The sequence below is a fragment of the Bradyrhizobium genomosp. I (2014) genome (assembly GCF_000261685.1).
In the GTDB taxonomy this organism is placed as follows: domain Bacteria; phylum Pseudomonadota; class Alphaproteobacteria; order Rhizobiales; family Xanthobacteraceae; genus Bradyrhizobium.
In genome coordinates, this window is the sequence record NZ_AJQE01000098.1 from 48,167 (window position 1) to 72,165 (window position 23,999).

Consider the following 23,999-nt stretch of genomic DNA (forward strand, 5'->3'; position numbering starts at 1 on the left):
AGACCTCAATTTTGCTGCTGGGCCGGCTCGAGGCGGGCTGCGTCGAACACGAACTGTGCCAACGCCCGGCCAAGGCAATCATGGACCTGCTTCGCCAGGTCGGGTCCACGGGACGGGCTGAACAGGTCGAACTGGCCCTGATCACTCCATTGCCGCATGATCGCGAAACGATCGAACAGCGGGATACCGTGCTCCTGCGCCACCACCCGCATATTATCGAGGAAAGGCTGCGCCGAGATCATGGTTTCGGTGCGTGGACTGTACTGCAGATTCATCAAGACGACGTCAGCCCCCGCATTTTGCAGCGCGGCAACCCCTTCGGTGACGGCACTGCGAAACTCGTCGGGATCGCTGGCTCGGATAGCGTCCACGGTCCCGGTCTGCCAGACGACCAACGTAGGCGTTTTTGCTTCCATCAGTTTAACGAAAGTGGAGGCAGTCTCCTCCGCCGTTTTCTTGCTCTGTATTTCTACGGAGACACGCACCACTTCCGACGGCGGCAGCTTCTCCTTGAGGATCGCCTCCATGCGCGCCGGATACGAGCTGTTCTCCGAAGCTGGAATGGTCGTCGAGCGGCTGCCGATCACCAGGATCTCGAGCGGTTTGCCGGCCCTGATGGCATCGGCGACCTTGGGCAGCGGGCTTTCGCTGGTCAGCAGATAGGCCGGCACTTCGCAGGAAGCGGGTGGAGGGGAAGCGGCGGGCGCAGCATCGCCCGCACGCGCCGCAGGCGCGGCGAGGCCACCGCATAGCAGGATCAGGCTCAGGAGAACCTTCGCCTTCATCAGCCCCCTCCCGCCAGATCGGCGTTGCCGACGGCGTTTTTGGTTTTCGCGCCGCTCTTGTCAGCCACGCGCTTGTACCACGAAATGACCCAGGCCACCCCCCACATGATCAGGACTCCGGAGAGACTAATCAAGGCATGCATGGCTGCGCCGCCGGAGACTTCGGCCAGGATGAAGTGGCCGGCGAAAGCAAGGAAGACGCCGAGACAGAAGATCTCGAGGGAATGCTGGCCGCACAGGATCAGCGGCCGCAGCCAGGGCGACTTCAGGCCCGGCCAGTCCCGCGGCAGAAAGCGCACCGTGAGCGCGGCCAGCGCCAGGAAATGCGTGAAGCGCAGCACGTCGAGATTGGTCTTGTCGATCGGATACATCCATTGCTCGATCAGCTTCGGCATGAACTGGGACAGCTGCGGCACATACCAGGTCAGCGTCACGTAGAACGACGCGGCGAGATAGGCGATCGCCATCCACATCGTGACGCGTGACGACAGAATACGCGACATGCGGCGCGCACCTCCCAGCGCACACCATGCACCGAACACGAACAGCAATTGCCAGGCGAAGGGATTGAAGGCCCAGAAGCCGTTCGGATAGGCCGATAGATAAAGATCGTACTCCCAGGTGACCGCGTAGAGTACGACCGAAAGGCCGAGGGTGACGTCGGGTCGCCATTTCATCGACCACAGGATCAGGGGTAGCGCCAGCATCAGCACGATGTAGAGCGGCAGCACGTCCATGTTGACGGGACGGAAGCGCAAGAGCAGCGCCTGCACGATCGTGACGTCCGGCTGCTTGAGGAAGTCCATGATGCCCATCTCTTCGGTGTAGAGCGGGTTCTCGAACCTGGTCGCCACGTAGGAGATTTCGGCAAGGAAGATCGTGAACAGGAAGACGTGGGCGACGTAGATCTGCCAGACCCTGCGCAGGATGCGCGCGGTGGCGATGACGACGCCGCTCTCCAGCATCGCCCGTCCATAGACGAAGGCGGCGGTGTAGCCGGAGATGAAGATGAATATCTCCGTAGCGTCGCTGAAGCCGTAGTTGCGGATCGTGAACCAGGTCAACAGACTCGGCGGCAGGTGGTCGATGAAGATCAGCCACAGCGCGAGCCCGCGGAACAGATCGAGCCGGAGCTCGCGCTCGCCGATGGCGGGCAGCGTGATGGCCGGCACGGCGGTGCGCGGCCTGGTCCCCGCGGGTCTGGCCTCTGCGGCCCCCGCGATCGTCGATCCCGTCACTCGGTCGGCAATGGTCATCGGGGGCTCAAAAACCCTTCCGCAAATCGCGACGTTGAAGGAATGTAGCGATCCAGCCGTCGTCTCGCAAAGCGGCCGGATCATATAGGGGAATCTCCCTCTGGGATGTCCTTCCCTTCGAATTCTGGCGGGACGATGTCGCCTGAGCCGTCTGCAGCGTTTGGTTCCCGGGACGGATTTGGCTATTATGGCAACCATGTACCGCGCCGTGACCCGCCAGATCGAAGTGACCGTCGAGCCGAACTTTGTTCCGGAACAGTCGTCGGCCGACCGCTCGCGCTATTTCTGGTCCTACACCATCGTCATCACCAATTCGGGCGAGGAGACCGTGCAGCTCAAGACGCGGCACTGGATCATTACCGATGCCTCCGGCCGCCAGCAGGAGGTGAAGGGCGAGGGCGTCGTCGGCGAGCAGCCGATCCTGGCTCCCGGCGAGCGCTTCGAATACACCTCCGGCGTGCCGCTCACGACCGCCTCCGGCTTCATGACCGGCCGCTACCAGATGGTCAGCGAAAGCGGCGAGCGCTTCGAGATCGACGTGCCGACGTTCTCGCTGGACAGCCCGGACCATAAGCGGGTGTTGAACTAGGGGGCGCAGTAGGGTGTGGCACGCTCTCTCCCCACCGTCATTGCGAGCGCAGCGAAGCAATCCAGAATCCCTCCGCGGCGGCAGTCTGGATTGCTTCGCTGCGCTCGCAATGACGGAAGAAAGACTTACGCGTCTTCCACGCCCGCCTCATGCGGCGTGAACTGGTAGACCGACGAACAGAACTCGCAGGTCACGACGACCTTGTCGTCCTTGACCATGGCAGCGCGGTCGTCGGGCGAAAAGCTCTTCAGCATGGACGCGACCGCATCGCGCGAGCAGGAGCATTGCGCCTGCAAGGACAGCGGCTTGAACACGCGCACGCCGCGCTCATGGAACAGGCGGTAGAGCAGCCGCTCGCCGGAGAGCTCGGGATCGATCAGCTCGACGTCCTCGACGGTCTCGATCAGCGAGCGCGCCTCGACCCAGGCGTCGTCCTCGGCGACGCTATGCGCCTCGACGCCTTTGGGTGCATCGCCCGGATGCAAGTCCGCCTGCCGCGCGCGCTCCGGCGCCTTCGGCAAAAACTGCATCAGCATGCCGCCAGCGCGCCAGCGATGCTTGCCGCCGTCGCTCGAGCGCCACTCCTCGCCGACCGCAAGGCGCACTTTGGTCGGAATCTGCTCGGAGCGCAGGAAATATTCGTGGGCGGCGTCTTCCAGGCTGCCGCCGTCGAGCGCGACCAGACCCTGATAGCGGCTCATGTCGGGGCCCTGGTCGATGGTCATGGCGAGATGGCCGCGACCGAGCAGCGTGCCGGAATCCTTCGCCGTGCCCAGACGCGAGGCGTCGTAGCGGGCATAGGCGCGCAGATGGTCCGGCGCCTTGTAGTCGACGACCAGGAACGACACCGGGCCGTCGGTTTGGGCCTGCAGGATGAAGCGGCCTTCGAATTTCAGCGCCGAGCCGAGCAGCGTCGCCAGCACGATGGCCTCGCCGAGCAACTTGCCGACCGGCGCTGGGTAATCGTGCTTGGTCAGGATGTCGTCGAGCGCAGGGCCGAGCCGCACCAGGCGGCCGCGCACGTCGAGCGCGTCGACCTCGTAGGGCAGCACGGCGTCATCGATCGGAACCGCTGATGGCGCGCGAACCGGGCCTTCGGACCCGGTCTTCATGTCAGGGAATTGGGAAACCATGGCGCTCTATCTGGGGTCGGAGAGTGGGGATTGGAAGGGGCACGGAGATGGTGTGTTCCGGATGCGGATTGAACGGTAACAAGCCGCCTCAAATTCGGTGTCGTCCCGGGGCGCGCGAAGCGCGAACCCGGGACCCACCACAGGATGACGTTGTGACCGGCGATGACAACTCCGAGTCTTCGCCAAACTCAATCCTGTGGCTATGGATCCCGGATCGGCGTGCCGCTGCGCGGCGCTTGTCCGGGATGACAGCGGAGAATGGGGCCATCGAGGCGGCCCCACCACCGCAATTACTTCACCGCGTCAAAGCACCAGGCCAGAATGCCTTTCTGCGCATGCAGACGGTTTTCGGCCTCGTCGAACACGACCGATTGCGGGCCGTCGATCACCTCGTCCGTGACCTCCTCGCCGCGATGGGCGGGCAGGCAGTGCATGAAAAGCGCATCGGGCTTGGCGAGCGACATCAGCTTGCTGTTGACCTGGTAGGGCTTGAGCACGTTGTGGCGGTGCTCGCCCTCCTTGTCGCCCATCGACACCCAGGTGTCGGTGACGACGCAATCGGCGCCGCGCACGGCGGCTTCCGGATCGGTGCCGAGCGCGATCGGCGCATTGGTCGTCTTGATCCAGTCGCGCATCGCCTTTTTCGGCGCGAGCTCCGGAGGTGTTGCGACGTTGAGCTGGAACTTGAAGCGCTCGGCGGCGTGCGCCCAGGACGCCAGCACGTTGTTGTCGTCGCCGGTCCAGGCCACAGTCTTGCCCTCGATCGGGCCGCGATGCTCCTCATAGGTCATGAGGTCGGCCATCACCTGGCAGGGATGCGACCGCCGCGTCAGGCCGTTGATCACGGGCACGGTCGCATAGGCCGCAAGCTCCAGCAGCGCCTCGTGATTGAGGATGCGGATCATGATGGCGTCGACATAGCGCGACAGCACCCGCGCGGTGTCGGCGATGGTCTCGCCGCGACCGAGCTGCATCTCGGCGCCGGTGAGCATGATGGGCTCGCCGCCGAGCTGGCGCATGGCGACATCGAACGACACCCGCGTCCGCGTCGAGGGCCGCTCGAAGATCATCGCCAGCGTCTTGCCTTCAAGCGGCCTGACCGGCTGATGCGCCTTCTGCTTCGCTTTCATGGCGGAAGAGGCGGCGAGCATGCTCTTGAGCTCCGACAGCGGCAGCTCGTTGATATCCAGGAAGTGCTTTGGAGTCTTGTTGGGCGTCTTGTTCATCAGCTTGCCGCCCGCTTGGTCTGGCTGGATGAGATCGCAGTGCAGGCGCGTTCGAGCCGCCCGACGCTGTCCTCGATCTCCGCTTCAGTGACGATCAAGGGTGGCAGGAAGCGCACGACATTGTCGCCTGCTCCGACGGTGAGCAATTTTTCGGCGCGCAGCGCCGCGACGAGGTCGCCTGCGGGCACCACGGCCTTGATGCCGATCAGGAGGCCCTCGCCGCGCACCTCGCTGACGACATCGGGATGACGGTCGATCACCGAGGCGAGCTTCTGCTTCAGCAGCAGCGACATCTTCTGAACGTGATCGAAGAAGCCGGGCTCGAGCATGACGTCGAGAACGGCGTTCGCAGCCGAGATCGCGAGCGGATTGCCGCCGAAGGTCGAACCGTGCGAGCCCGGCCCCATGCCGCGCGCCGCGTCGGCGGTGGCGAGCACCGCGCCGATCGGGAAACCGCCACCGAGCGCCTTCGCCAGCGACATCACGTCGGGCACGACGCCGGTGCGCTTGTAGGCAAAGAGTTCGCCGGTGCGGCCCATGCCGGTCTGCACCTCGTCGAAGGCGAGCAACAGGCCGCGCTCATTGCAGAGCTCGCGCAGTGCCTTGAGGAAGGTGGGAGGCGCAGAACGAACACCGCCCTCGCCCTGGATCGGCTCGATGAGAATGCCGGCGGTATGCGGGCCGATCGCCTTCTTCACAGCTTCGAGGTCGCCGTGCGGCACCTGGTCGAAGCCGTCCATCGGCGGACCGAAGCCCTCGAGATATTTTGCAGATCCGGTAGCGGCGAGCGTTGCCAGCGTGCGGCCGTGGAAGGCGCCCTCGAAGGTGATCATGCGATAGCGTTCGGCATGCCCCTTGGAGAAGTGATGATGGCGGACCAGCTTGATCACGCCTTCCAGCGCCTCGGCGCCGGAATTGCAGAAGAACACGAAGTCCGCAAAACTCTCGTTGCAGAGGCGGCTTGCGAGCTTCTCGCCGTCGGGGCTCTGGAACAGGTTCGACATGTGCCAGAGCTTCGTCGCCTGCTCCTGCAGCGCCTTGACCAGCGCGGGATGAACATGGCCGAGCGCATTCACCGCCACGCCCGAGGTGAAATCGAGATAGCGATCCCCGTTGGTCGCGACCAGCCAGCAGCCTTCGCCGCGCTCGAAACCGAGATCGGCCCTGGCGAAAACGGGGAGCAAATGCGGCGCGGCGCTGTTGGTCATGACGTCACTTGAATGTTGCGGACGGCGTGAAGCGTGCATTGCGCAACGCACCATTGCCCGGCCCGGAAAACGAAACGTGCCGCCTTTTAAGGGCGGCACGTGACGCCATCTTATGCCTGACAAAACGGGTGTCAATGCCGCCCGGAAAGCCTCGCGAAACGCTGAATCCGTAGTCTTGCGGTGCCGGTTTTGCGGGGTTTTCACCACGGAACATGTGGAAGCGAGTCGGCGGACTCTTGCGCGGGAGTCACGCCATATTGTAGCGTTTGGACTGTCAGATACGACATCTCGTGCAGCGGTCCTGATCCCAAGAGTCCTCATGTACCGGCGTAAACGTTCGGGCGTCTTTAGTGCGCCCGGCGAGCCTTAAGGGATTCTGGCGGCACGGGTTTTCAAGGCTTAGGCATTCGCTGCGAAGGCTCCAGGATGGCAGGCTCGCAGCGAGGGAAAGGGTGCAATGACGGTTTTGACCTGGTCCGATGATCGCGTCGAGCAGCTGAAGAAGCTCTGGGAGGCCGGACTTTCGGCCAGCCAGATTGCGGCGGAGCTCGGCAATGTGACCCGCAATGCCGTGATCGGCAAAGTGCACCGGCTCGGCCTGTCCGGCCGCGCCAAGAGCCCTTCTTCGGCAGCGCCCCGGCCGCGCAAGGCACGGCCCGCGCAGCACATGATGCGGGTGACCCGCCCCGTTGCGCGCGGCAACACCGCGCTGGCGCAGGCCTTCGAGGTCGAGGTGGAGGCCGAGCCGGTCACCTACGACAACGTGGTGCCGATGAGCCAGCGACTGTCGCTGCTGGAATTGAACGAGGCGACCTGCCACTGGCCGGTCGGCGATCCCTCGAGCCCGGATTTCTTCTTCTGCGGCGGCAAGGCGCTGTCCGGCCTGCCCTACTGCGCCCAGCATTCGCGCGTGGCCTATCAGCCGGCGGCAGATCGCCGGCGCGCACCGGCCAAGCCGGGCACGCGCTGAGTACGCGGAAGTCTCTCGTCGCCAGGACTGCAGCCGTCACACGATGACGGCTCCAACTACTCGGTGTCATCCCCGCGAACGCGGGGATCCATAACTACAGGGCGCAATTGTTGCGCGCGATGGTCACTCCGAGTCTTCGCCAAACCACGTCCTGTGGTGATGGGGCCCGGGCTCGCGCTGCGCGCGCCCCGGAACGACAGCTGCGGTTGTGGCCCGAGCTGCCAACCCACAACTCGCCCGACCTTACGTCTGCTCCGCCTTCGCAAAGCGATCGTCGAGCGCATAACCGGCGCCGCGGACGGTGCGGATCGGGTCCTGCTCGCGGCCGAGATTGAGCAGCTTGCGGAGACGACCGATATGAACGTCGACGGTGCGTTCATCGATGTATATGTCGCGGCCCCAGACGCTGTCGAGCAGTTGCTCGCGCGAGAACACCCGGCCGGGATGCTCCAGGAAGAACTCCAGCAGGCGATATTCGGTCGGGCCGAGGTCGATCGGCCGGCCCGAACGCGCGACGCGGCGCTTGTCACGGTCGAGCTCGATGTCGCCATAGGCGAGCACCGTGGCGAGCCGCTCGGGGCTCGCGCGCCTGAGCAGACCCTTCACGCGCGCCAGCAGTTCCGGCACCGAGAATGGCTTGACGATATAGTCGTCGGCGCCGGTCGCAAGTCCCCGCACCCGCTCGCTCTCCTCGCCGCGCGCGGTGAGCATGATGATCGGCAGCTGCTTGGTCTCGGAGCGGGTGCGCAGCCGCCGGCACAGCTCGATGCCTGACAGGCCCGGCAGCATCCAGTCGAGCACGATCAGATCGGGAATGTGCTCCTTGAGGCGGGTGTCGGCGTCATCGCCGCGCATCACCGTCTCGACGTCATAGCCGTCGCCTTCGAGGTTGTAACGGAGAAGCTCGGTGAGAGCTTCCTCGTCCTCAACCACCATAATGCGTGCGCCCATGGTGCCGTCGCTCCTTAAGTCTTCAGGTATTCGGGATCGTCGTGGCGAACGTGGTCATGTCGCCCTTCGGCCGCTTGTCGGTGATGGCCTGGCCCTCGATCATGTAGAACACGGTCTCGGCGATGTTGGTGGCATGGTCGCCGATCCGCTCGATGTTCTTGGCACAGAACATCAGGTGGATGCAGAACGAGATGTTGCGCGGATCCTCCATCATGTAGGTGAGGAGCTCGCGGAACAGCGAGGTGCAGATCGCGTCGACTTCCTCGTCGCCCTTCCACACCGCCATCGCCGCCGGCAGGTCGTGAGCGGCATAGGCGTCCAGCACCGACTTGACCTGCTGCTGCACGAGGTCGGTCATGTGCTCCAGGCCGCGGAACAGCTTGAGCGGGTGGAAGTCGGTCTCCAGCGCGGCGACGCGCTTGCCCATGTTCTTGGCGAGGTCGCCGATGCGCTCGAGATCGGTCGCAACGCGCATGGCGCCGACGATCTCGCGCAGGTCGACCGCCATCGGCTGGCGGCGGGCGATGGTGAGCACCGCGCGCTCCTCGATGCGCTTCTGCAGCGTGTCGAGATCGGCGTCGGTGGCGACGACGCGCTGGCCGAGCGCGACGTCGCGGCGGATCAGCGCGTCAACGGAATCGACGATCATGCGCTCGGCGATGCCGCCCATTTCGGCGACCAGGCGGGTGAGCTCCTGAAGGTCGGTGTCGAAAGCCTTTGCGGTATGTTCAGTACCCATGTCCCGTCTCCTCAGCCGAACCGGCCGGTGATGTAATCCTGCGTTCGCCGGTCGGTCGGCGACGTGAAGATCTTGCTGGTGTCGTCGAACTCGATCAGCTCGCCAAGATACATGAAGGCGGTCTTGTCGGAGACGCGCGCGGCCTGCTGCATGTTGTGGGTGACGATCGCGATCGTGTAGTTCTCGGACAGTTCCTGGATCAGCTCCTCGACCTTGGCGGTCGAGATCGGATCGAGCGCCGAGCAGGGCTCGTCGAACAGGATCACCTCGGGGCGCACCGCGACGGTGCGGGCGATGCACAGGCGCTGCTGCTGGCCGCCCGAGAGCGACAGTCCGGAGGCGTTGAGCTTGTCCTTGACCTCGTTCCACAGCGCGCCACCGCGTAGCGCCTTCTCGACGCGGTCGTCCATCTCGGACTTCGAGATCTTCTCGTAGAGGCGGATGCCGAAGGCGATGTTCTCGTAGATCGTCATCGGGAACGGCGTCGGCTTCTGGAACACCATGCCGACCCGGGCGCGCAGCAGATTGAGGTCGAGCTTGGGGTCGAGAATGTTGGTCTGGTCGAGCATGAGCTGGCCGGTGACGCGCTGGCCCGGATAGAGGTCGTACATCCGGTTGAAGATGCGCAGCAGGGTCGACTTGCCGCAGCCCGACGGGCCGATGAACGCCGTGACGCGGTTGGTGCCGAGCGTCAGGTTGATGTTCTTCAGCGCGTGGTGCTCGCCGTAATAGAAGTTGAGGCTGCGCACCGTTACCTTGGCCGGAGCTTCCGGCAGCGGCTGCTGTGAGGCCAGGTGAGCGTTGGAACTCACGGATACGGACAGATCGGTCATTTTGCGGTCCTCTCGGCACCGAGGATGCGGGCGCCAATGTTCAGGGCAAGCACGGTGAGCGTGATCAGCAGCGCGCCGCTCCAGGCGAGCTGTTTCCAATAGGCGTAGGGGCTCTGCACGAAGTTGTTGATGGTCACCGGCAGGTTCGCCATCGTCTTGTTCAGGCTGAGGCTGAAGAACTGGTTCGACAGCGCGGTGAAGAGCAGTGGCGCGGTCTCGCCGGCGACGCGGGCGGTGGCGAGCAACACGCCGGTGATGAGACCCGATCGGGCCGCACGATAGGCGATCCGCTTGATCACCAGCGAGCGCGGCAGGCCGAGCGCGGAAGCAGCTTCACGCAGCGCGTTCGGCACCAGCAGCAGCATGTCCTCGGTGGTGCGCAGCACCACCGGGATGACGATGACGGCCAGCGCCAGCGCGCCTGCGATCGCCGAGAAGCCGCGCATCGGCACCACCACCGCGCCATAGATGAAGAGGCCGATGATGATCGAGGGCGCCGACAGGAGGATGTCGTTGATGAAGCGGATCACCGAGGTCAGCTTGTCGTTGCGGCCGTACTCAGCGAGATAGGTGCCGGCGAACAGGCCGAGCGGCGCGCCGATGCCGACGCCGAGCACGGTCATGATCAGCGAGCCGACGATGGCATTGAGCAGGCCGCCCTCGGTCGAGCCGGGCGGCGGCGTGCTCTCGGTGAAGATCTGGAGGTTGAGACCCGTCAGGCCGTTGTAGAGCAGCGTGATCAGGATCAGCGCGAGCCAGGTGACGCCGAAGGCGGCGGCACAGATGCAGAGCCCGCGGATGACGATGTCCTTGCGGCGGCGGCGAACGTAGATCGGGTTCATGTCACTTCCCCGCCTTCTTTTCCAGACGCAGCAGCATCAGCCGCGCGGCCGCGAGCACGAAGAACGTCAGCACGAACAGCAGCAGGCCAAGCAGGATCAGGCCGGACTGGTGGAGGCCGTCGCTCTCGGCGAACTCCGATGCGATCGCCGCCGAGATCGTGGTGCCCGGAGCGAAGATCGACGAGGAGATGCGGAACGAATTGCCGATGATGAAGGTCACCGCCATGGTCTCGCCGAGCGCGCGGCCCAGCGCCAGCATGACACCGCCGATGATGCCGACGCGGGTATAGGGAATCACCACGCTGCGGACGACTTCCCAGGTGGTGCAGCCGACGCCGTAGGCGGCTTCCTTCAGCACCGGCGGCACCGTCTTGAACACGTCGACCGAGATCGAGGTGATGAAGGGCAGCACCATGATGGCGAGGATCAGCGCGGCGTTGAACAGGCTGAGATAGGACGGGGGACCGGCGAAGATCGCCCCCAGCACGGGAACGCCGTCGAAGACCCTGATCATGAAGGGCTGGAACGTGTTGGCCAGGAACGGGCCCAGCACGAAGAAGCCCCACATGCCGTAGATGATCGAGGGAATGCCGGCGAGCAGCTCGACCGCCATGCCGATCGGACGGCGCAGCCATTGCGGGCAGAGCTCGGTGAGGAAGATCGCGATGCCGAGGCCGACGGGAATGGCGATCAGCATGGCGATGAAGGAGGTGACGAGCGTGCCGTACATCGGCCCGAGCGCGCCGAGCACGGGCGGATCGGCCGACGGCGCCCAGCGCTGCGTCCACAGGAAGGAGAGTCCATATTCCTTCATCGCCGGGAACGCACCGACGATCAGCGAGATGATGATGCCGCCGAGAATGAGCAGCACCGAGATCGCGGACAACCGCGTGATCCAATAGAAGGTGACGTCGCCGAGCTTGAACGCGCTCAAGGCCTTGGCGCGGTCATACGGTCCGGCGTCGTCGATTACATCGCTCTGAACGGCCATTTCTGCCACGCCGATCCCCTGTACCAAATAATAAACTCTTTTTTGGTCTCATGCCCCGGATGCGGTGCAGCGCGAAGCGTTGCGCCGCTGATCCGGGGCCTAGTTCTTGTGGGTCCCGGCTCTGCGGAGCAGCACTGCGTGCTGCGCCGCGTCCGGGACGCGAGAGAGGAGCCTCAGCTCTTGATCTCGGCAGCCCAGGTCTTCTCGATCTGCTGGACGACGCTGTCCGGCATCGGGATGTAGTCGAGCTCCTCGGCCGCCTTGTCGCCGTTCTTGAAGGCCCAGCGGAAGAACTTGATGGCTTCCTGCGAGGCCGCCTTGTCGGTCGCCGACTTGTGCATCAGGATGAAGGTCGCCGCGGTGATCGGCCAGGACTTGTCGCCGGGCTGGTCGGTCAGGATGACGTAGTAGCCGGGCGCCTTGGCCCAGTCGGCGTTGGAGGCGGCCGCCTGGAACGCTTCGACGGTCGGCTGCACGGTCTTGCCGGCCTTGTTGACGAGACCGGTGTAGGTCAGCTTGTTCTGCTTGGCATAGGCGTACTCGACGTAGCCGATCGAGTTCTTGGTCTGGCTGATATTGCCCGACACGCCTTCGTTGCCCTTGGCGCCGACGCCGACCGGCCACTCGACCGCGGTGCCCTCGCCGACCTTGCTCTTCCAGTCCGCGCTGACCTTGGAGAGGTAGTTGGTGAAGTTGAAGGTGGTGCCCGAACCGTCCGAACGGCGGACCACGGTGATCGCCTCCGACGGCAGCTTCACGTTCGGATTGAGCTTCTTGATGGCCGGATCATCCCACTTGGTGATCTTGCCGAGATAGACGTTGGCCAGCGTCTCGCCGTCGAACACCATCTCGCCGGGCTTCACGCCCTCGATGTTGACGACGGCAACGATGGCGCCCATCACCATCGGCCATTGGGCAAGGCCGTCCTTGTCGAGCTGCTCGACCTTGAGCGGCATGTCGGTCGCGCCGAAGGTCACGGTCTTGGCCTGGATCTGCTTGATGCCGCCGCCGGAACCGATCGACTGGTAGTTCAGACCGTTGCCGGTCTCCTTTTTGTAGGTGTCAGCCCATTTCGAATAGATCGGGAACGGGAAGGTCGCGCCGGCTCCGGTGATGTCGGCCGCAAAGGCCGCCGTCGTCGATGCGGCGACCAAGCCGGCAACGACCATCGTCTTGAGGAAATTCATGCTGGTCTCCATAGAGGGGAGCGAAGCGCCAACCGCGCCCGATCGCGCTCCCCGCGCCGTCCGTTTAGGAGCGGTCGACTGAGCTTTTACGAAGGTTTCGTGACAGCTGGATGACACAATCAAGCAATTGAAAATGCTTGATTTTTAGCTCTGGGCCAGAGGCTTCACCTGAGGAAAACAGGCCGTGAAAGTGGCGCCCTGCCTGGGCACGCTTTCGATCAGAAGCCGGCCACGATGACGGTTAAGAATATGTTTCACCAGCGATAATCCGAGCCCGGTACCGCCCTGCGAGCGGCTGTCGCCGACGTCCACGCGATAGAACCGCTCGGTCAGCCGGGGCAGATGCTCCGGCGCGATGCCGGGGCCGAAATCGCGGACCATGACCCGGATTTCCTGAGCTCCATCAGGGGCGGCGCTCGATGTCAGTGACACGATGACGCGTCCGCCCGAGGCGCCGTATTTGAGCGCGTTCTCGATCAGGTTCTCGAACAGGCGGAGCAGCTCCTCGCGGTCCCCTGCGATCATCACCGGCGGTTCCGGCAGATGGATCTCCACCTCGACCTGACGCTCGCGCGCCAGTGGCTCGAGCCCGTCGGCGACCTGGCGGATGATCGGCACGAGGTCGACCAAGGTGTCGGGCCGGACATGGGCCGACAGCTCGACCCGCGACAGCGACAGCAAATCGTCGATCAGGCGCGCCATGCGAGTGGCCTGGTTGTGCATGATGCCGAGGAAGCGCTCGCGCGCCTTGGGATCGTCCTTGGCCTGGCCCTGGAGCGTGTCGATGAAGCCCGAGAGCGCGGCCAGCGGCGTGCGCAGCTCGTGGCTGGCATTGGCGACGAAGTCGGCGCGCATCTCCTCGACCCGGCGCAGCGGTGTCTGGTCGTGGAAGGTCATCAGCATGCATTTGTCGGCGCCGCCGAAGCTGGTCGGCACCGGCACCGGCGTGATCATGAGCTCCATCCAGCGATCGACCGGAACATGGTCGAGATAGGTCGCGCGGCGCGGCTCGGTGGTCGCGATCGCCTCGCGCAGCGCCGTGATGATCTCCGGCGAGCGCAGCGCGAACTGGGCGAGCTCGTTCCTGCGCAGCGCCGGCGCAAGCTGGGCTGCCGCGGCGTTGAGGTGGATGACGCGGCCGGCACGGTCGAGCAGTACCGCGGGATCCGGCATGCCGGCGACGACCGCGGCCACCGCCGCGCTCTCGACCGGGTTGATACGCCTGACATCGTCGCGCGAGGCGGCGGGATCGTGCAGCCGCCAGGGGATCAGGGCCGCCGCCGCGATGCAGAGGAACACGATCGCGGCGGGCAGCGCCGACAATTCGCCGAGCGAGACCACGATGGACAGCGCCAGCGCCGCGGCGATCAGGATGATGGTCGAGTGCCGCAGCCGGTCGGACCAGGGCTGGGCGGGGGGAGAAGATGGGGCGTCGATCGCCATCGGGGCGGGCTTCTCCTGGGGGACTTAGGCTCCGCTGTCGCTGCGCTCTCTCACATAGGCGGCTTCATGCGCCGGGCCGGGGTCCAGCTTGAGCGCCGCCTGTTGCAAGCGCTTCGATCGCGCACCGATGATAACTTCGCGAAACGTCAGCAAGATTACAGATAGGACGAAGGGAGACAGATAATAGAGCACCCGGAACAGGAGCATGCCGCCCAGAAGCTCCTCCCGGTCCATCTGCCAGAGGCCGACCAGCATGGCGGCGTCGAACACGCCGAGTCCCCCGGGCGAATGGCTGGCGAAGCCGAGCAGGGTGGCCGAGACGAAGATCACCGCGACCACGACGAAGCCGAGATTGGGCTCGTCCGGGACCAGGACATACATCGCCAGCGCGCAGAAGCCGAGATCGATGATGCCGATCGCGATCTGGAGCAGGGTCAGCGGGCCGCCCGGCAGCACCACGGTCCAGGGGCCGCGGCCGACCACCCGCGGATGGGTCCAGACCCAGACCACGTAGCCGACCAGCGCCACGATGATCATCAGTGCCAGCACCCGGTTCAGCCAGGGCGGAAGCTGGTCGATCGAGGCCGCGGCCTCCGGATGATAGGAGATGCCGAGGCCGAGCACGGCGGCATTGCCCAGCCAGAAGGTCAGGCCGGCGAGGAAGCAGATTTTTGCGACATCGATCGCATTCAGCCCATAGGCCGAATAGATGCGGTAGCGCACCGCGCCGCCGGTGAAGACACTGGCGCCGACATTGTGGCCGATCGAATAGCTGGTGAAGGCCGCGAGCGCGTTGATGCGATAGGGTACATGGGAATGGCCGATCGCGCGCGTGGCGAAGAGGTCGTAGAAGGTCAGGGTGAAATAGCCCGCCGCGACGAACAGCGCCGCCATCGCAATCTGGGACGGCTCGGTGCTCTTGATCGCTTCGAGGACCTCGTTGAAATCGATGCCGCGCAGCATGTGGTAGAGCACATAGCAAGCGATGCCGATGACCGCGATGCTGATCACAACTCCAAGCTTATGCAGGATTTGCTTCTGGCGCAGAAACGACGTCGCCCTGCGTATGGCTTCCAGCATCTAGACCTCGAACAACAACGCTTCGGCGGCCAGGGTGGCCGGCGGACAGGCGGACGACGCACAGGCACTCAACGACCCCTCGCCGCCGGCTCCGGCATCGCGCATGCCCCTCCCCCTCCACTAGCGCGTTTTCCGGCAAAGTGGAATTCGCCAATTCGAACAAAAACACGTGCCTTCAATATTTTAGGCAGGGTCACGGCTCCTGATGCACGATTTGGCGCCTTCGGCGGCAAGCTCGACGCGAATCTCCTTGGCAATCCTGCGCAGACGCCATGAAGTTTTGATGATTACGACGGTGCAATGTTCCGTCGCGACTTAAGCCGACGTCAATCTATGGGGCAGGCCGCCTGTCGAAGGAGGGGGGTCGAAGCGGCAGGTCACGGGCGTCTGATGCGCCGAAAGGCCGTGGCGGACGGGCACCGTCTCTCAAGAGAGGGTGCACGGCAACATCACGAGGCGGCTGTCGGCATGCTGCGCGAGACGACCCGGTCGCGCAGCCAGGCGCCGATGGTGCAACCGACGAGATAGCAGGCGAACATGATCAGGCCGAGGTCGAGCCAATAGCCGAAACGGCCGGGGACCACATGGGTGAACGAAGCTGCGACCAGGCCCGCGGCAAGCGCGGCGAGCCAACGCGCGGTCACCTTGGAGGTGCCGTTGCCGCGCTGAACCACAGAGATCCAGCCCATGCAAAAGCCCAGCAGCAGCGAGCCGATCAGCCAGCCCAGATGGAACGAGACGAGATAGGGCATCGTCACCTCACCAGGAATTCGATACGGCGGTTCTGCGCCTTGCCTTCATCGGTATCATTGCCGGCGACCGGCTGGGTGCTGCCATGGCCGACCGCGGTGAAGCGGCTGGCGGGCAGGCCGGCCTTGACCAGATAGTCGATCACCGCCTGTGCGCGCTTTTCCGAGAGAGCCTGGTTGAAGGAGTCCTCGCCGTCGGCGTCGGTATGCCCGACGACCTCGATATTGCTGGTAGGGCAGCGCAGCGCCGTCTCGATGAGACGATCGAGGATGCCTGCCGAGTCAGGATCGATGTCCGCGCGCCTGGTCGCGAAGCGGATCTTGCCCTTGGTCAGGAGCTCCGAGAACAATTGCTGGCACACAGTGCCATCGACCGGGCCTGCCGCGGGCCTCACCGTGATCTCCGGCTTGTACTGCCAGTTTTTCGGGAAGTCCTTGCCGAGGCCTGCGCGGATGTCGTTGGCAGCCCCCTCGTAGAGCGCATCGCCCGACAGCTTCACCTCGCGGTCGGAGACGACGAGCGTACCGGTCGACAGCCGCGACAGCGCGCCGAGCGCTGCGACGACCGCCGTGTTGAAGGAGCCGGGTGCGCCGACACTGGCCTTGAGATTGTCGACGACCTTTTCGGTGAAGAACTTTCGCGAGGCGCTGGTGGCGATCGCGGCGTGGACATTGGCGTCGGGAACATAGCCGGTCAGCGTCACCGTCGCGGCCACCGGATCCTTGTAGGCCTGGAAGATATAGGGCGGCGCCTTGATCTCGTTGGCGGCGACCGAAAAGCCCTCGGGCAGGTTCTTCAGCGCGGCCGCAATCGCCTCACGGCCGCCCAGCTCGCGCGCCATGCCTGACAGATTGACCCTGGTGTCCGTTATCGTGATCTTGCCGTCCTTGAGCTTGCCGATCTGATCCAGCAACAGCATCGCCGCTGCCTCGAACCGAGGTGGCGCGCCGCGCGCCAGGCCCATCTGGTCGGCCACCTCGGCGCCGCCGACCTCCTTGCGGGCCGCCTCGGTCAGCCGGGACTTCATCGACGGCAAGGGCGCGGATCCTGACAGCGTCACCCGCACCACGTCGCGCTCGGCGTTCCAGACGAAGGGTTTGGCCTCAGGAACAAGGCGGGTTCGGTCGTCGACCAGCCGCACGCCGGGGACGGTTTCGACCGCCATAACGGCGTCGCGGCGACCCGCCTCGGAGAAGGCGTCCGCGGCCAGGCTGACGTCGCGGCCATCGACCGCGATCCGGGTCTTGTCCAGCACGGTATCTTTCAGCGCAGCCGAGCTGCGGGCCGACAGATCGGCCTCCACCGGTAAGGTATTATTCCAGGCCGCAAATCCCCACATGATGGCCAGGGGGATCAGCCCCGGCCACCATTTGCTGGCCCACCTGAAAAGCTTCTTCATTCGACGACCCGAACTCTGGAAACGGAGACAAAACAAACCCTTGGCAGGCTGTCAAACCGGAAATGGCGCCGTTCCGAAGGCCCTGCCTGGACAATCGGAATAACTTTTTCTTCAAGGGTTCCTCCGTAAGTTGAAGGGCGGAATGCCAGAGTCCCCCAGCCGGTCATGAAACAACTGCGTAACAACGTCATCCGCGCCGGGCTGGGAGCACTCTATTTCAGCGGCGCACACCACCTCTTGCGCCCGCTCTTGTCGGGCGTCGGCGCCATTTTCATGCTGCACCATGTACGCCCGGCCCGCGAGGCCGGGTTCCAGCCGAACCGGCATCTCGAAGTCACTCCCGAATTCCTGCGCGCGACGCTGTTCCATTTGCGCTCGCGCGACATCGACATCGTCACCATGGACGAGCTGCATGAGCGGCTCCTGCAGGGCCGCTTCGACCGCCGCTTCGCCGCCTTCACCCTCGACGATGGCTACCGCGACAATCTCGACTATGCGCTGCCGGTGCTGCGCGAATTTGACGCGCCGCTGACGGTCTATGTCGCGAGCGATTTTGCCGAAGGCACCGGACGATTGTGGTGGGTGGCGCTGGAGGCCGTGATCGCCAGAGCCGAGCAGATCGACGTCAGAATCGGCAATTCCGCGCTGCGGATCGATGCGACGACGCCTGCCGCCAAGCAGGCGGCATTCGATCGCCTGCACGACTGGCTGCGCGCGCTGCCGGGCGAGCACGATCTTGCGCGCGAGATCGGAGCGCTGTGCACGAGGTACGACGTCGACATGGAAGCGCTGTGCCGCAGCCTGTGCCTGTCCTGGGCCGAGGTGAGGACATTTGCCGCCGATCCGCTGGTCACGATCGGCGCGCATAGCGTCAGCCATGGCAACCTCGCCAAGCAGGCGGAAGACATCGCCGCGCAGGAGATGGCCGTGAGCCGCGCGCGGATCGAGCAGGTGCTTGAGCACCCCGTGTTGCATCTCGCCTATCCCTATGGCGATCGCGACGCCGCGGGGATGCGCGAATTCGCCCTCGCCGCATCCGCCGGCTTCAAGACCGCGGTGACGACGCGGCCCGGCATGCTGTTCGCGGAGAATGCCAGCCACATGACCGCGCTGCCCCGCGTTTCGCTCAATGGCAATTACCAGGACGCGCGCATCCTGCCGGTGCTGACCTCGGGCGCCGCGACCGCGATGTGGAACGGTTTTCGTCGGATCGCGGCGGCGTAGCAGCTCCAATCTCCGCCGTCGTCCCCGCGCACGCGGGAACCCATACGCGAGATTTATCGGTTGCGGTTGGTAGAGGTACCGAACGAGTCATCGCCAAACTGCTCCCTGGGGTTATGGATCTGCGCTTCGCTTGTCCGGGACGACACCGAGTTGGTTGGGTCGCTACTGCGCCTCGCCCCTGTCATCGCAGCGCCTTCCTTGACTCCCCTCTCCTCCCCGCCCAAAACAGCACCAACCAAGGGAGGCACCATGTTCAAGGATCTGTTCTCGCTCAAAGGCCGCATCGCGCTGGTGACCGGCGGCTCGCGCGGCATCGGCAAGATGATCGCGGCGGGATTTCTCGGCGCCGGCGCCGCAAAGGTCTACATCACCGCGCGCAAGGCCGGACCGTGCGAGGCGACCGCCAAGGAGCTCACCGCGCAATATGACGGCGAATGCATCGCGCTGCCGATCGATATCTCCACCGTCGAAGGTTGCGACAGGCTGGCTGGCGAGATCATCAAGCTGGAGCCGAAGCTCGACATCCTCGTCAACAATGCGGGCGCGGCCTGGGGCGCGGAGTTCGACGAATTCCCCGAAAACGGCTGGGACAAGGTGATGGATCTCAACGTGAAGTCGCTGTTCTTCCTGACCAAGGCTCTGGCGAAGCCGCTGCGCGCGGCCGCGAGCGCCGAAGGTCCGGCGAAGGTGATCAACATCGCCTCGGTCGACGGCATCTTCGTCAATCCGAGCGAGACTTATTCCTACGCTGCCAGCAAGGCCGCGGTGATCCATCTGACGCGGCGCATGGCGACGAAACTGATCAAGGACAACATCAACGTCACCGCGATCGCGCCGGGCGCGTTCAAGTCCGACATGAACCGCGCCGCGCGCGACCATTCGGACGAGGTCGCAAAGCGCATCCCCGCGCGGCGGATCGGGACCGACGAGGACATGGCAGGGGTGGCGATCTATCTCGCCTCGCGTGCGGGCGATTACGTGGTCGGCAACACCATCGCCGTCGATGGCGGCGTGGTGTATGCAAATGCGGGGCTGGAGATCGCGGGATAGATCCCCGTTTCAAACTCCGCTGTCATGCCCCGGCTTGACCGGGGCATCCAGTACGCCGCGGCTTCTCGGTTTAGACGCAACGGCCTCTGGAATACTGGATCACCCGCTTTCGCGGGTGATGACAGCTTTCAGTGTGGCAAGAGCATCTGCTTCCGGCGCTTACGACTCGATCTTCACGTATTCGAAGTCGCCCGGCTTGTTGTCGATGCCGACCTTGGGCGGCGAGATCCAGGAGGCGAACTGGCCGATTTCGGTGACGGGCTGCATCAGCGAGGTGATGAAGTCGCCGTCCGCGCTCGAGGGCAGCCATTCGTCCTTGCGCTTGGCCCAGGTGGCATCGTCGATCAGGAGGCCGTCCGGCGTGGCATGGACGTCCTTGAACTCACCGATGTGGCGGTGGAAGGCGACGTTGGGCAGCTTGAGCTGGAAATCGTAGCCGGCGGTCGAGATCACCTTGTTCCAGCGCAGCATGCCCTTGACGCAGTCCTGGCTGTAATCGTCGCGCAGGCGCATGTTGAGCGCGGTCAGCGCCGGCTCGTCGACCAGCTTGACCTCGCCGTTGATCAGCTTGAGCACCGGATAGGTGGAATTCTTGAGCTGGTGATCGTCCTCGATCTGAGTCTCGTGATAACGGCCCTTGATGCCGGCGTTGAAGGCGTTGGCCGCGTTGGTCGAGACCTCCGAGCCGAACAGATCGAGCGACAGCGTGTAGTGCAGGTTCAACTTCTTCTGGATGGTCGGCAGGTCGATCACCCCCAACGCGCGGACTTTCGCGATGTCGGCGGGATCGGTGATGCCGGCCGCGCGCATCGCATCGCAGGTGCGCTGCACGACGCGGGTGATGCCGGTCTCGCCGACGAACATGTGGTGCGCTTCTTCCGTCAGCATGAAGCGGCAGGTGCGCGACAATGGATCGAAGCCGGACTGCGCCAGTGAGTGCAGCTGCATCTTGCCGTCGCGGTCGGTGAAATAGGTGAACATGAAGAAGGACAGCCAGTCCGGCGTCGCCTCGTTGAAGGCGCCCAGCATGCGCGGCGCGTCGGCATCGCCTGAGCGGCGGCGCAAGAGATCGTCGGCTTCCTCGCGGCCGTCGCGGCCGAAATATTTCTGCAGAAGGTAGACCATCGCCCAGAGGTGACGGCCTTCCTCGACATTGACCTGGAACAGGTTGCGCATGTCGTAGAGCGAGGGCGCGGTCTTGCCGAGATGGCGCTGCTGCTCGACTGACGCGGGCTCGGTATCGCCCTGGATCACGATCAGGCGGCGCAGCATGGCGCGGTGCTCGCCCGGGACTTCCTGCCAGGCCGGCTCGCCGTAGTGCTCACCGAACGGCACGACACGGTTCTCCTCCTGCGGCGCCAGCAAGATGCCCCAGCGATATTCGGGCATGCGCACGTAATCGAACTTGGCCCAGCCGCGCGGATCGACCGAATAGGCGGTGCGCAAATAGACCAGCGATTCCTGGAAGCCTTCCGGCCCCATGTCGCTCCACCAGTCCATATAGCCGGGATGCCAGCCTTCCAGCGCCTTCAGCACCTGGCGGTCCTCGGCGAGGTTGACGTTGTTCGGAATCTTGGTCGAGTAGTCGACGTTCATGATGTTCATGTTCATGGTGGACCTCCCGTGGGGGACTGACTCGTTTGAAGGGGCGAATAGCTAATGGCGAGTAGCGAATGGAAATCCCTATTCGCTATTCGCCACTCCCTACTCGCTAGACTCTGGTCATATCGAATTTCGGCTTCTGGCCGCTGCCGTAGCGGCGCAGCGCGCCTTCCTCGCCGACGGCGTTCGGACGCTGGAAGATCCAGTTCTGCCAGGCGGTGAGGCGCGCGAAAATTTTCGATTCCATCGTCTCGGGGCCGACGAAGCGCAGGCTGGCTTCCATGCCGGTGAGGCTGTCCGGCGAGAAGCTGGCACGCTCCTCGAGGAACACGCGCACCTCGTCGTCCCAGTCGATGTCGTCGAGCGCGAAGGTGACGAGACCGAGCTCTTCCGCCTGCTCGGCGTCGAGCGCGGTGCCGAGCGTGGCTTCCGCGCGCTCCACGTCGGACGGGTCGGCCTGGAAGCGCGATTGCAGTCGCGTCAGGCCATGGCTCATCGGATACGGACCGAAATTCATGCCGGACAGCTCGATCGACGGCGGCGGGCGGTTGTCGCCCTGACGCGTGCCGATCAGCATGTAGGAGCGGTCGGCGGCGAACACGAGCTCGGCCAGCGTGCCGGCAAAGCAGGAGCCGGGCTCGACCAGCGTCACCAGCGTGCGCGAGGTGACGTCGATACGCTTGAGCACGCGCTTCCAGTAGTGCCTGATCTCGTTGACCAGCCAGTGCGCCTTGTTGGCTTCGAGGAAAGCATCGCAGGCGAGCACGTGGGCGCGGTCGCCGTGGCTCTTGAACACCAGCATCGCGATCTCGAGCTCGTTGATGCGCAGATGCAGGATGGCGTCGTCGAGCTCGCGCGCGACCTGGAGCGGCCAGAACGCAGCGCCCTGCGCCATCATGCCGTCGATGTCGGCGGGCGGCGCGGCCTCCGGCGCCTTGATCGAGATGGTGGCGATGCGGGCGGCACGGTCGATGTCGACGGTGACGAAGCCGTAGCGGATGCTGGTCTCGTCGATCACGCGCTTGAGCGGCGTCAGCGCGATGCCCTTGCCACCGCCGTTGCGCTTCGAAGCCGCCGCGAATTCCTTGGCACGCTCGGCGATCTTGCCTTCCAGCTTCGAATTCGGCGCGATCTCGTCGACGAGACGCCACTGCACCGCGCGCTTGCCCTTCACACCTTCCTCGATCGTGCAGAAGAAGTCGGCATGGTCGCGGCGCACCTTGCGCTTGTCGACGACGCGCGTCAGGCCGCCGGTACCCGGCAGCACCGCGAGCAGCGGCACTTCGGGCAGCGCAACGGCGGACGAGCCGTCATCGGCCAGGATGATGTGATCGGTCGCAAGCGCCAGCTCATAGCCGCCGCCGGCCGCGGAGCCGTTCACCACGGTGATGAAGCGCTGGCCGGAATTCTCGGAAGAATCTTCCATGCCGTTGCGGGTCTCGTTGGTGAATTTGCAGAAATTGACCTTGTGAGCGTGGGTCGAGCCCGCGAGCATGCGGATATTGGCGCCGGCGCAGAACACGCGGTTCTTGGCCGAGCGCATCACCACGACTTTCACCTCGGGATGCTCGAAGCGGAGGCGCTGGAGCGCATCGGCCAGCTCGATGTCGACGCCGAGGTCGTAGGAATTGAGCTTGAGCAGATAGCCTTCGAACAGGCCGCCATTCTCGTCGACATCCATGGTCAGCGTCGCGACGTCGCCGTCGACGGCGAGCTTCCAGTGCCGGTAGCGGGACGGCTCGGTCTGGAAATCGATGAATGTCGCGCCGCCTGCGAGGCGCCGATCTTCGCCGGCCATGGGTCACCCCTGAGCTTGAGTATGCATTATCGCCGTAGCACTAGATGCACAATAGTGCATCTTTTTGAACGCGTCTAGCCCCCAATGGCCAGAGCATGCACTTTGTTTCATGGTCGCCGTTCAAAGCCGCACCGTGACGCCAGCGCTTCGGTCCGTGCCGGCCGGAGGCTACATCCCCGCTGCCATCATGCGGCGCGCCCCTGCAGTCCCTGATCGTCGCGCAGGGCCGCTTTCGCGAATGGCACGATCGCCTCGAGCGTTGCCGCCGGCGCCTCACGATGCGGCGAATGTCCGGCGCCCGAGATGATCTTCAGATCGACCGGGCAGTAGCACTCTTCCTGCGCGATCTCGACCTGACGCAGGGTGCCGTATTGGTCGTCCGCGCCTTGCAGGACCATGATGGGGACGCGGATATAGGCGAGGTATTCCGAGATGTCCCAGTCGCGGAACTTCGGATCGAGCCAGGCGCCGTTCCAGCCGTAGAAGGCGTTGTCGACGTCCCTGTGCCAGCGCGCGAGTTTTGCCTTGAGGTCCGCGGTCTCAAACGTCGTCTTGATCGCGGCGATCGATTTCACCGAGATGTCCTCGACGATGAAATGCGGCGCGATCAGCACGAGACCGTTCAGGCGATGATCCTGATGCGCCCCTGCATAGATGGTCGCGATCGAGGCGCCGTCGGAGTGGCCGAGCAGGATGCCACGCTTGAAGCCGATCGCATCGAGCAGCTTCGGCAGCACGTCCAGCGCCTCGCGCTGCATGTAGTCGAGCGGCCGCGGCAGAGCGACCGGGCTGGACTGGCCGTAGCCCGCGCGTGAATAGGCGAAGATGCCGGCGCCGGTCGCCCGCTGGAGCTTTTCCGGGAAGTCGCTCCAGAGTCCGACCGAGCCGAGGCCTTCATGCAGCATGACGATGGTCGGCGCATCGGCGGCCTGCGGCACGAGCC

Annotated in this window: 22 protein-coding genes; 4 read left to right on the plus strand and 18 right to left on the minus strand. The window is 64.6% G+C overall.

From position 1 onward, the window contains the following. Window positions 1-5 precede the first annotated feature (5 nt). Window positions 6-785 carry an SGNH/GDSL hydrolase family protein gene (locus tag IC50_RS09570; protein WP_035703360.1) on the minus strand — a complete coding sequence of 260 codons (780 nt, stop codon included), beginning with the start codon at window positions 783-785 and terminating at the stop codon, window positions 6-8. Then, complete coding sequence (locus IC50_RS09575; RefSeq protein WP_035703362.1) at window positions 785-2,041, minus strand: OpgC domain-containing protein; 1,257 nt, start codon at window positions 2,039-2,041, stop codon at window positions 785-787. Before IC50_RS09575 ends, IC50_RS09570 begins: the two co-directional genes overlap by 1 nt. A gap of 196 nt (window positions 2,042-2,237) precedes the next feature. Here IC50_RS09575 and apaG point away from each other — a divergent pair, with 196 nt between their 5' ends. After that, window positions 2,238-2,630 carry a Co2+/Mg2+ efflux protein ApaG gene (gene apaG / locus IC50_RS09580; protein ID WP_035703363.1) on the plus strand — a complete coding sequence of 131 codons (393 nt, stop codon included), beginning with the start codon at window positions 2,238-2,240 and terminating at the stop codon, window positions 2,628-2,630. Between the two features lie 125 nt (window positions 2,631-2,755). On the opposite strand, the gene IC50_RS09585 is transcribed toward apaG, so the two are convergent. The 3 genes from IC50_RS09585 to IC50_RS09595 form a co-directional block, all read right to left on the minus strand. After that, a complete protein-coding gene (locus tag IC50_RS09585) occupies window positions 2,756-3,763 on the minus strand; it encodes an Hsp33 family molecular chaperone (protein WP_035703365.1) in 1,008 nt (335 codons plus the stop codon). Window positions 3,764-4,053: 290 nt separating this feature from the next. Next, on the minus strand, window positions 4,054-4,989 hold the full coding sequence (gene argF, locus IC50_RS09590) for an ornithine carbamoyltransferase (protein ID WP_035703367.1): 936 nt from the start codon (window positions 4,987-4,989) through the stop codon (window positions 4,054-4,056). After that, window positions 4,989-6,197, minus strand: coding sequence for an aspartate aminotransferase family protein (locus IC50_RS09595; RefSeq protein ID WP_035703368.1), 1,209 nt, complete (start codon window positions 6,195-6,197; stop codon window positions 4,989-4,991). Before IC50_RS09595 ends, argF begins: the two co-directional genes overlap by 1 nt. 457 nt (window positions 6,198-6,654) lie before the next feature. Here IC50_RS09595 and IC50_RS09600 point away from each other — a divergent pair, with 457 nt between their 5' ends. Next, a complete protein-coding gene (locus IC50_RS09600) occupies window positions 6,655-7,167 on the plus strand; it encodes a GcrA family cell cycle regulator (RefSeq protein WP_024337097.1) in 513 nt (170 codons plus the stop codon). 243 nt (window positions 7,168-7,410) lie between these two features. On the opposite strand, the gene phoB is transcribed toward IC50_RS09600, so the two are convergent. The 10 genes from phoB to IC50_RS09650 all read right to left on the minus strand — a co-directional run bounded on the left by phoB (window position 7,411) and on the right by IC50_RS09650 (window position 17,382). After that, complete coding sequence (gene phoB, locus IC50_RS09605) at window positions 7,411-8,118, minus strand: phosphate regulon transcriptional regulator PhoB (RefSeq protein WP_035703370.1); 708 nt, start codon at window positions 8,116-8,118, stop codon at window positions 7,411-7,413. A gap of 22 nt (window positions 8,119-8,140) precedes the next feature. Beyond that, window positions 8,141-8,857, minus strand: a complete 717-nt coding sequence (gene phoU, locus IC50_RS09610; RefSeq protein ID WP_035703371.1) for a phosphate signaling complex protein PhoU — start codon at window positions 8,855-8,857, stop codon at window positions 8,141-8,143. Window positions 8,858-8,868: 11 nt separating this feature from the next. Further along, on the minus strand, window positions 8,869-9,690 hold the full coding sequence (pstB, locus tag IC50_RS09615; protein WP_035703373.1) for a phosphate ABC transporter ATP-binding protein PstB: 822 nt from the start codon (window positions 9,688-9,690) through the stop codon (window positions 8,869-8,871). Next, window positions 9,687-10,532: a phosphate ABC transporter permease PstA gene (gene pstA, locus IC50_RS09620; RefSeq protein ID WP_035703374.1), complete on the minus strand. Its 846-nt coding sequence runs from the start codon at window positions 10,530-10,532 to the stop codon at window positions 9,687-9,689. The genes pstB and pstA overlap by 4 nt, the downstream gene beginning before the upstream one ends. A gap of 1 nt (window position 10,533) precedes the next feature. Continuing rightward, window positions 10,534-11,523, minus strand: a complete 990-nt coding sequence (gene pstC, locus IC50_RS09625) for a phosphate ABC transporter permease subunit PstC (protein ID WP_035703376.1) — start codon at window positions 11,521-11,523, stop codon at window positions 10,534-10,536. A gap of 173 nt (window positions 11,524-11,696) precedes the next feature. Further along, window positions 11,697-12,710: a phosphate ABC transporter substrate-binding protein PstS gene (gene pstS / locus IC50_RS09630; RefSeq protein ID WP_035703412.1), complete on the minus strand. Its 1,014-nt coding sequence runs from the start codon at window positions 12,708-12,710 to the stop codon at window positions 11,697-11,699. Window positions 12,711-12,854: 144 nt separating this feature from the next. Continuing rightward, entirely contained in the window at window positions 12,855-14,153 is a 1,299-nt protein-coding gene (locus IC50_RS09635) for an ATP-binding protein (protein WP_035703378.1), read from the minus strand. A gap of 24 nt (window positions 14,154-14,177) precedes the next feature. Continuing rightward, window positions 14,178-15,233, minus strand: coding sequence for a lysylphosphatidylglycerol synthase domain-containing protein (locus IC50_RS09640; protein ID WP_035703380.1), 1,056 nt, complete (start codon window positions 15,231-15,233; stop codon window positions 14,178-14,180). 449 nt (window positions 15,234-15,682) lie between these two features. Continuing rightward, window positions 15,683-15,985 (minus strand): hypothetical protein, encoded by a 303-nt coding sequence (locus tag IC50_RS09645; protein ID WP_035703382.1) that lies wholly within the window; start codon window positions 15,983-15,985, stop codon window positions 15,683-15,685. A 2-nt stretch (window positions 15,986-15,987) separates the two neighbouring features. After that, window positions 15,988-17,382, minus strand: a complete 1,395-nt coding sequence (locus IC50_RS09650; RefSeq protein WP_035703383.1) for an OmpA family protein — start codon at window positions 17,380-17,382, stop codon at window positions 15,988-15,990. A gap of 165 nt (window positions 17,383-17,547) precedes the next feature. On the opposite strand from IC50_RS09650, the gene IC50_RS09655 reads away from it, so the two are divergent. Together IC50_RS09655 and IC50_RS09660 are read left to right on the plus strand one after the other, a co-directional pair. Then, complete coding sequence (locus tag IC50_RS09655; RefSeq protein WP_035703385.1) at window positions 17,548-18,606, plus strand: polysaccharide deacetylase family protein; 1,059 nt, start codon at window positions 17,548-17,550, stop codon at window positions 18,604-18,606. Window positions 18,607-18,855: 249 nt separating this feature from the next. Continuing rightward, window positions 18,856-19,656 carry an SDR family oxidoreductase gene (locus tag IC50_RS09660; RefSeq protein ID WP_035703387.1) on the plus strand — a complete coding sequence of 267 codons (801 nt, stop codon included), beginning with the start codon at window positions 18,856-18,858 and terminating at the stop codon, window positions 19,654-19,656. Between the two features lie 159 nt (window positions 19,657-19,815). On the opposite strand, the gene boxB is transcribed toward IC50_RS09660, so the two are convergent. The 3 genes from boxB to IC50_RS09675 all read right to left on the minus strand — a co-directional run. After that, entirely contained in the window at window positions 19,816-21,267 is a 1,452-nt protein-coding gene (gene boxB / locus IC50_RS09665) for a benzoyl-CoA 2,3-epoxidase subunit BoxB (protein ID WP_035703389.1), read from the minus strand. A gap of 100 nt (window positions 21,268-21,367) precedes the next feature. Continuing rightward, complete coding sequence (gene boxC / locus IC50_RS09670) at window positions 21,368-23,056, minus strand: 2,3-epoxybenzoyl-CoA dihydrolase (RefSeq protein ID WP_035703392.1); 1,689 nt, start codon at window positions 23,054-23,056, stop codon at window positions 21,368-21,370. Between the two features lie 185 nt (window positions 23,057-23,241). Beyond that, on the minus strand, window positions 23,242-23,999 hold a 758-nt coding region (locus tag IC50_RS09675), incomplete at its 5' end, for an alpha/beta fold hydrolase (protein ID WP_035703414.1).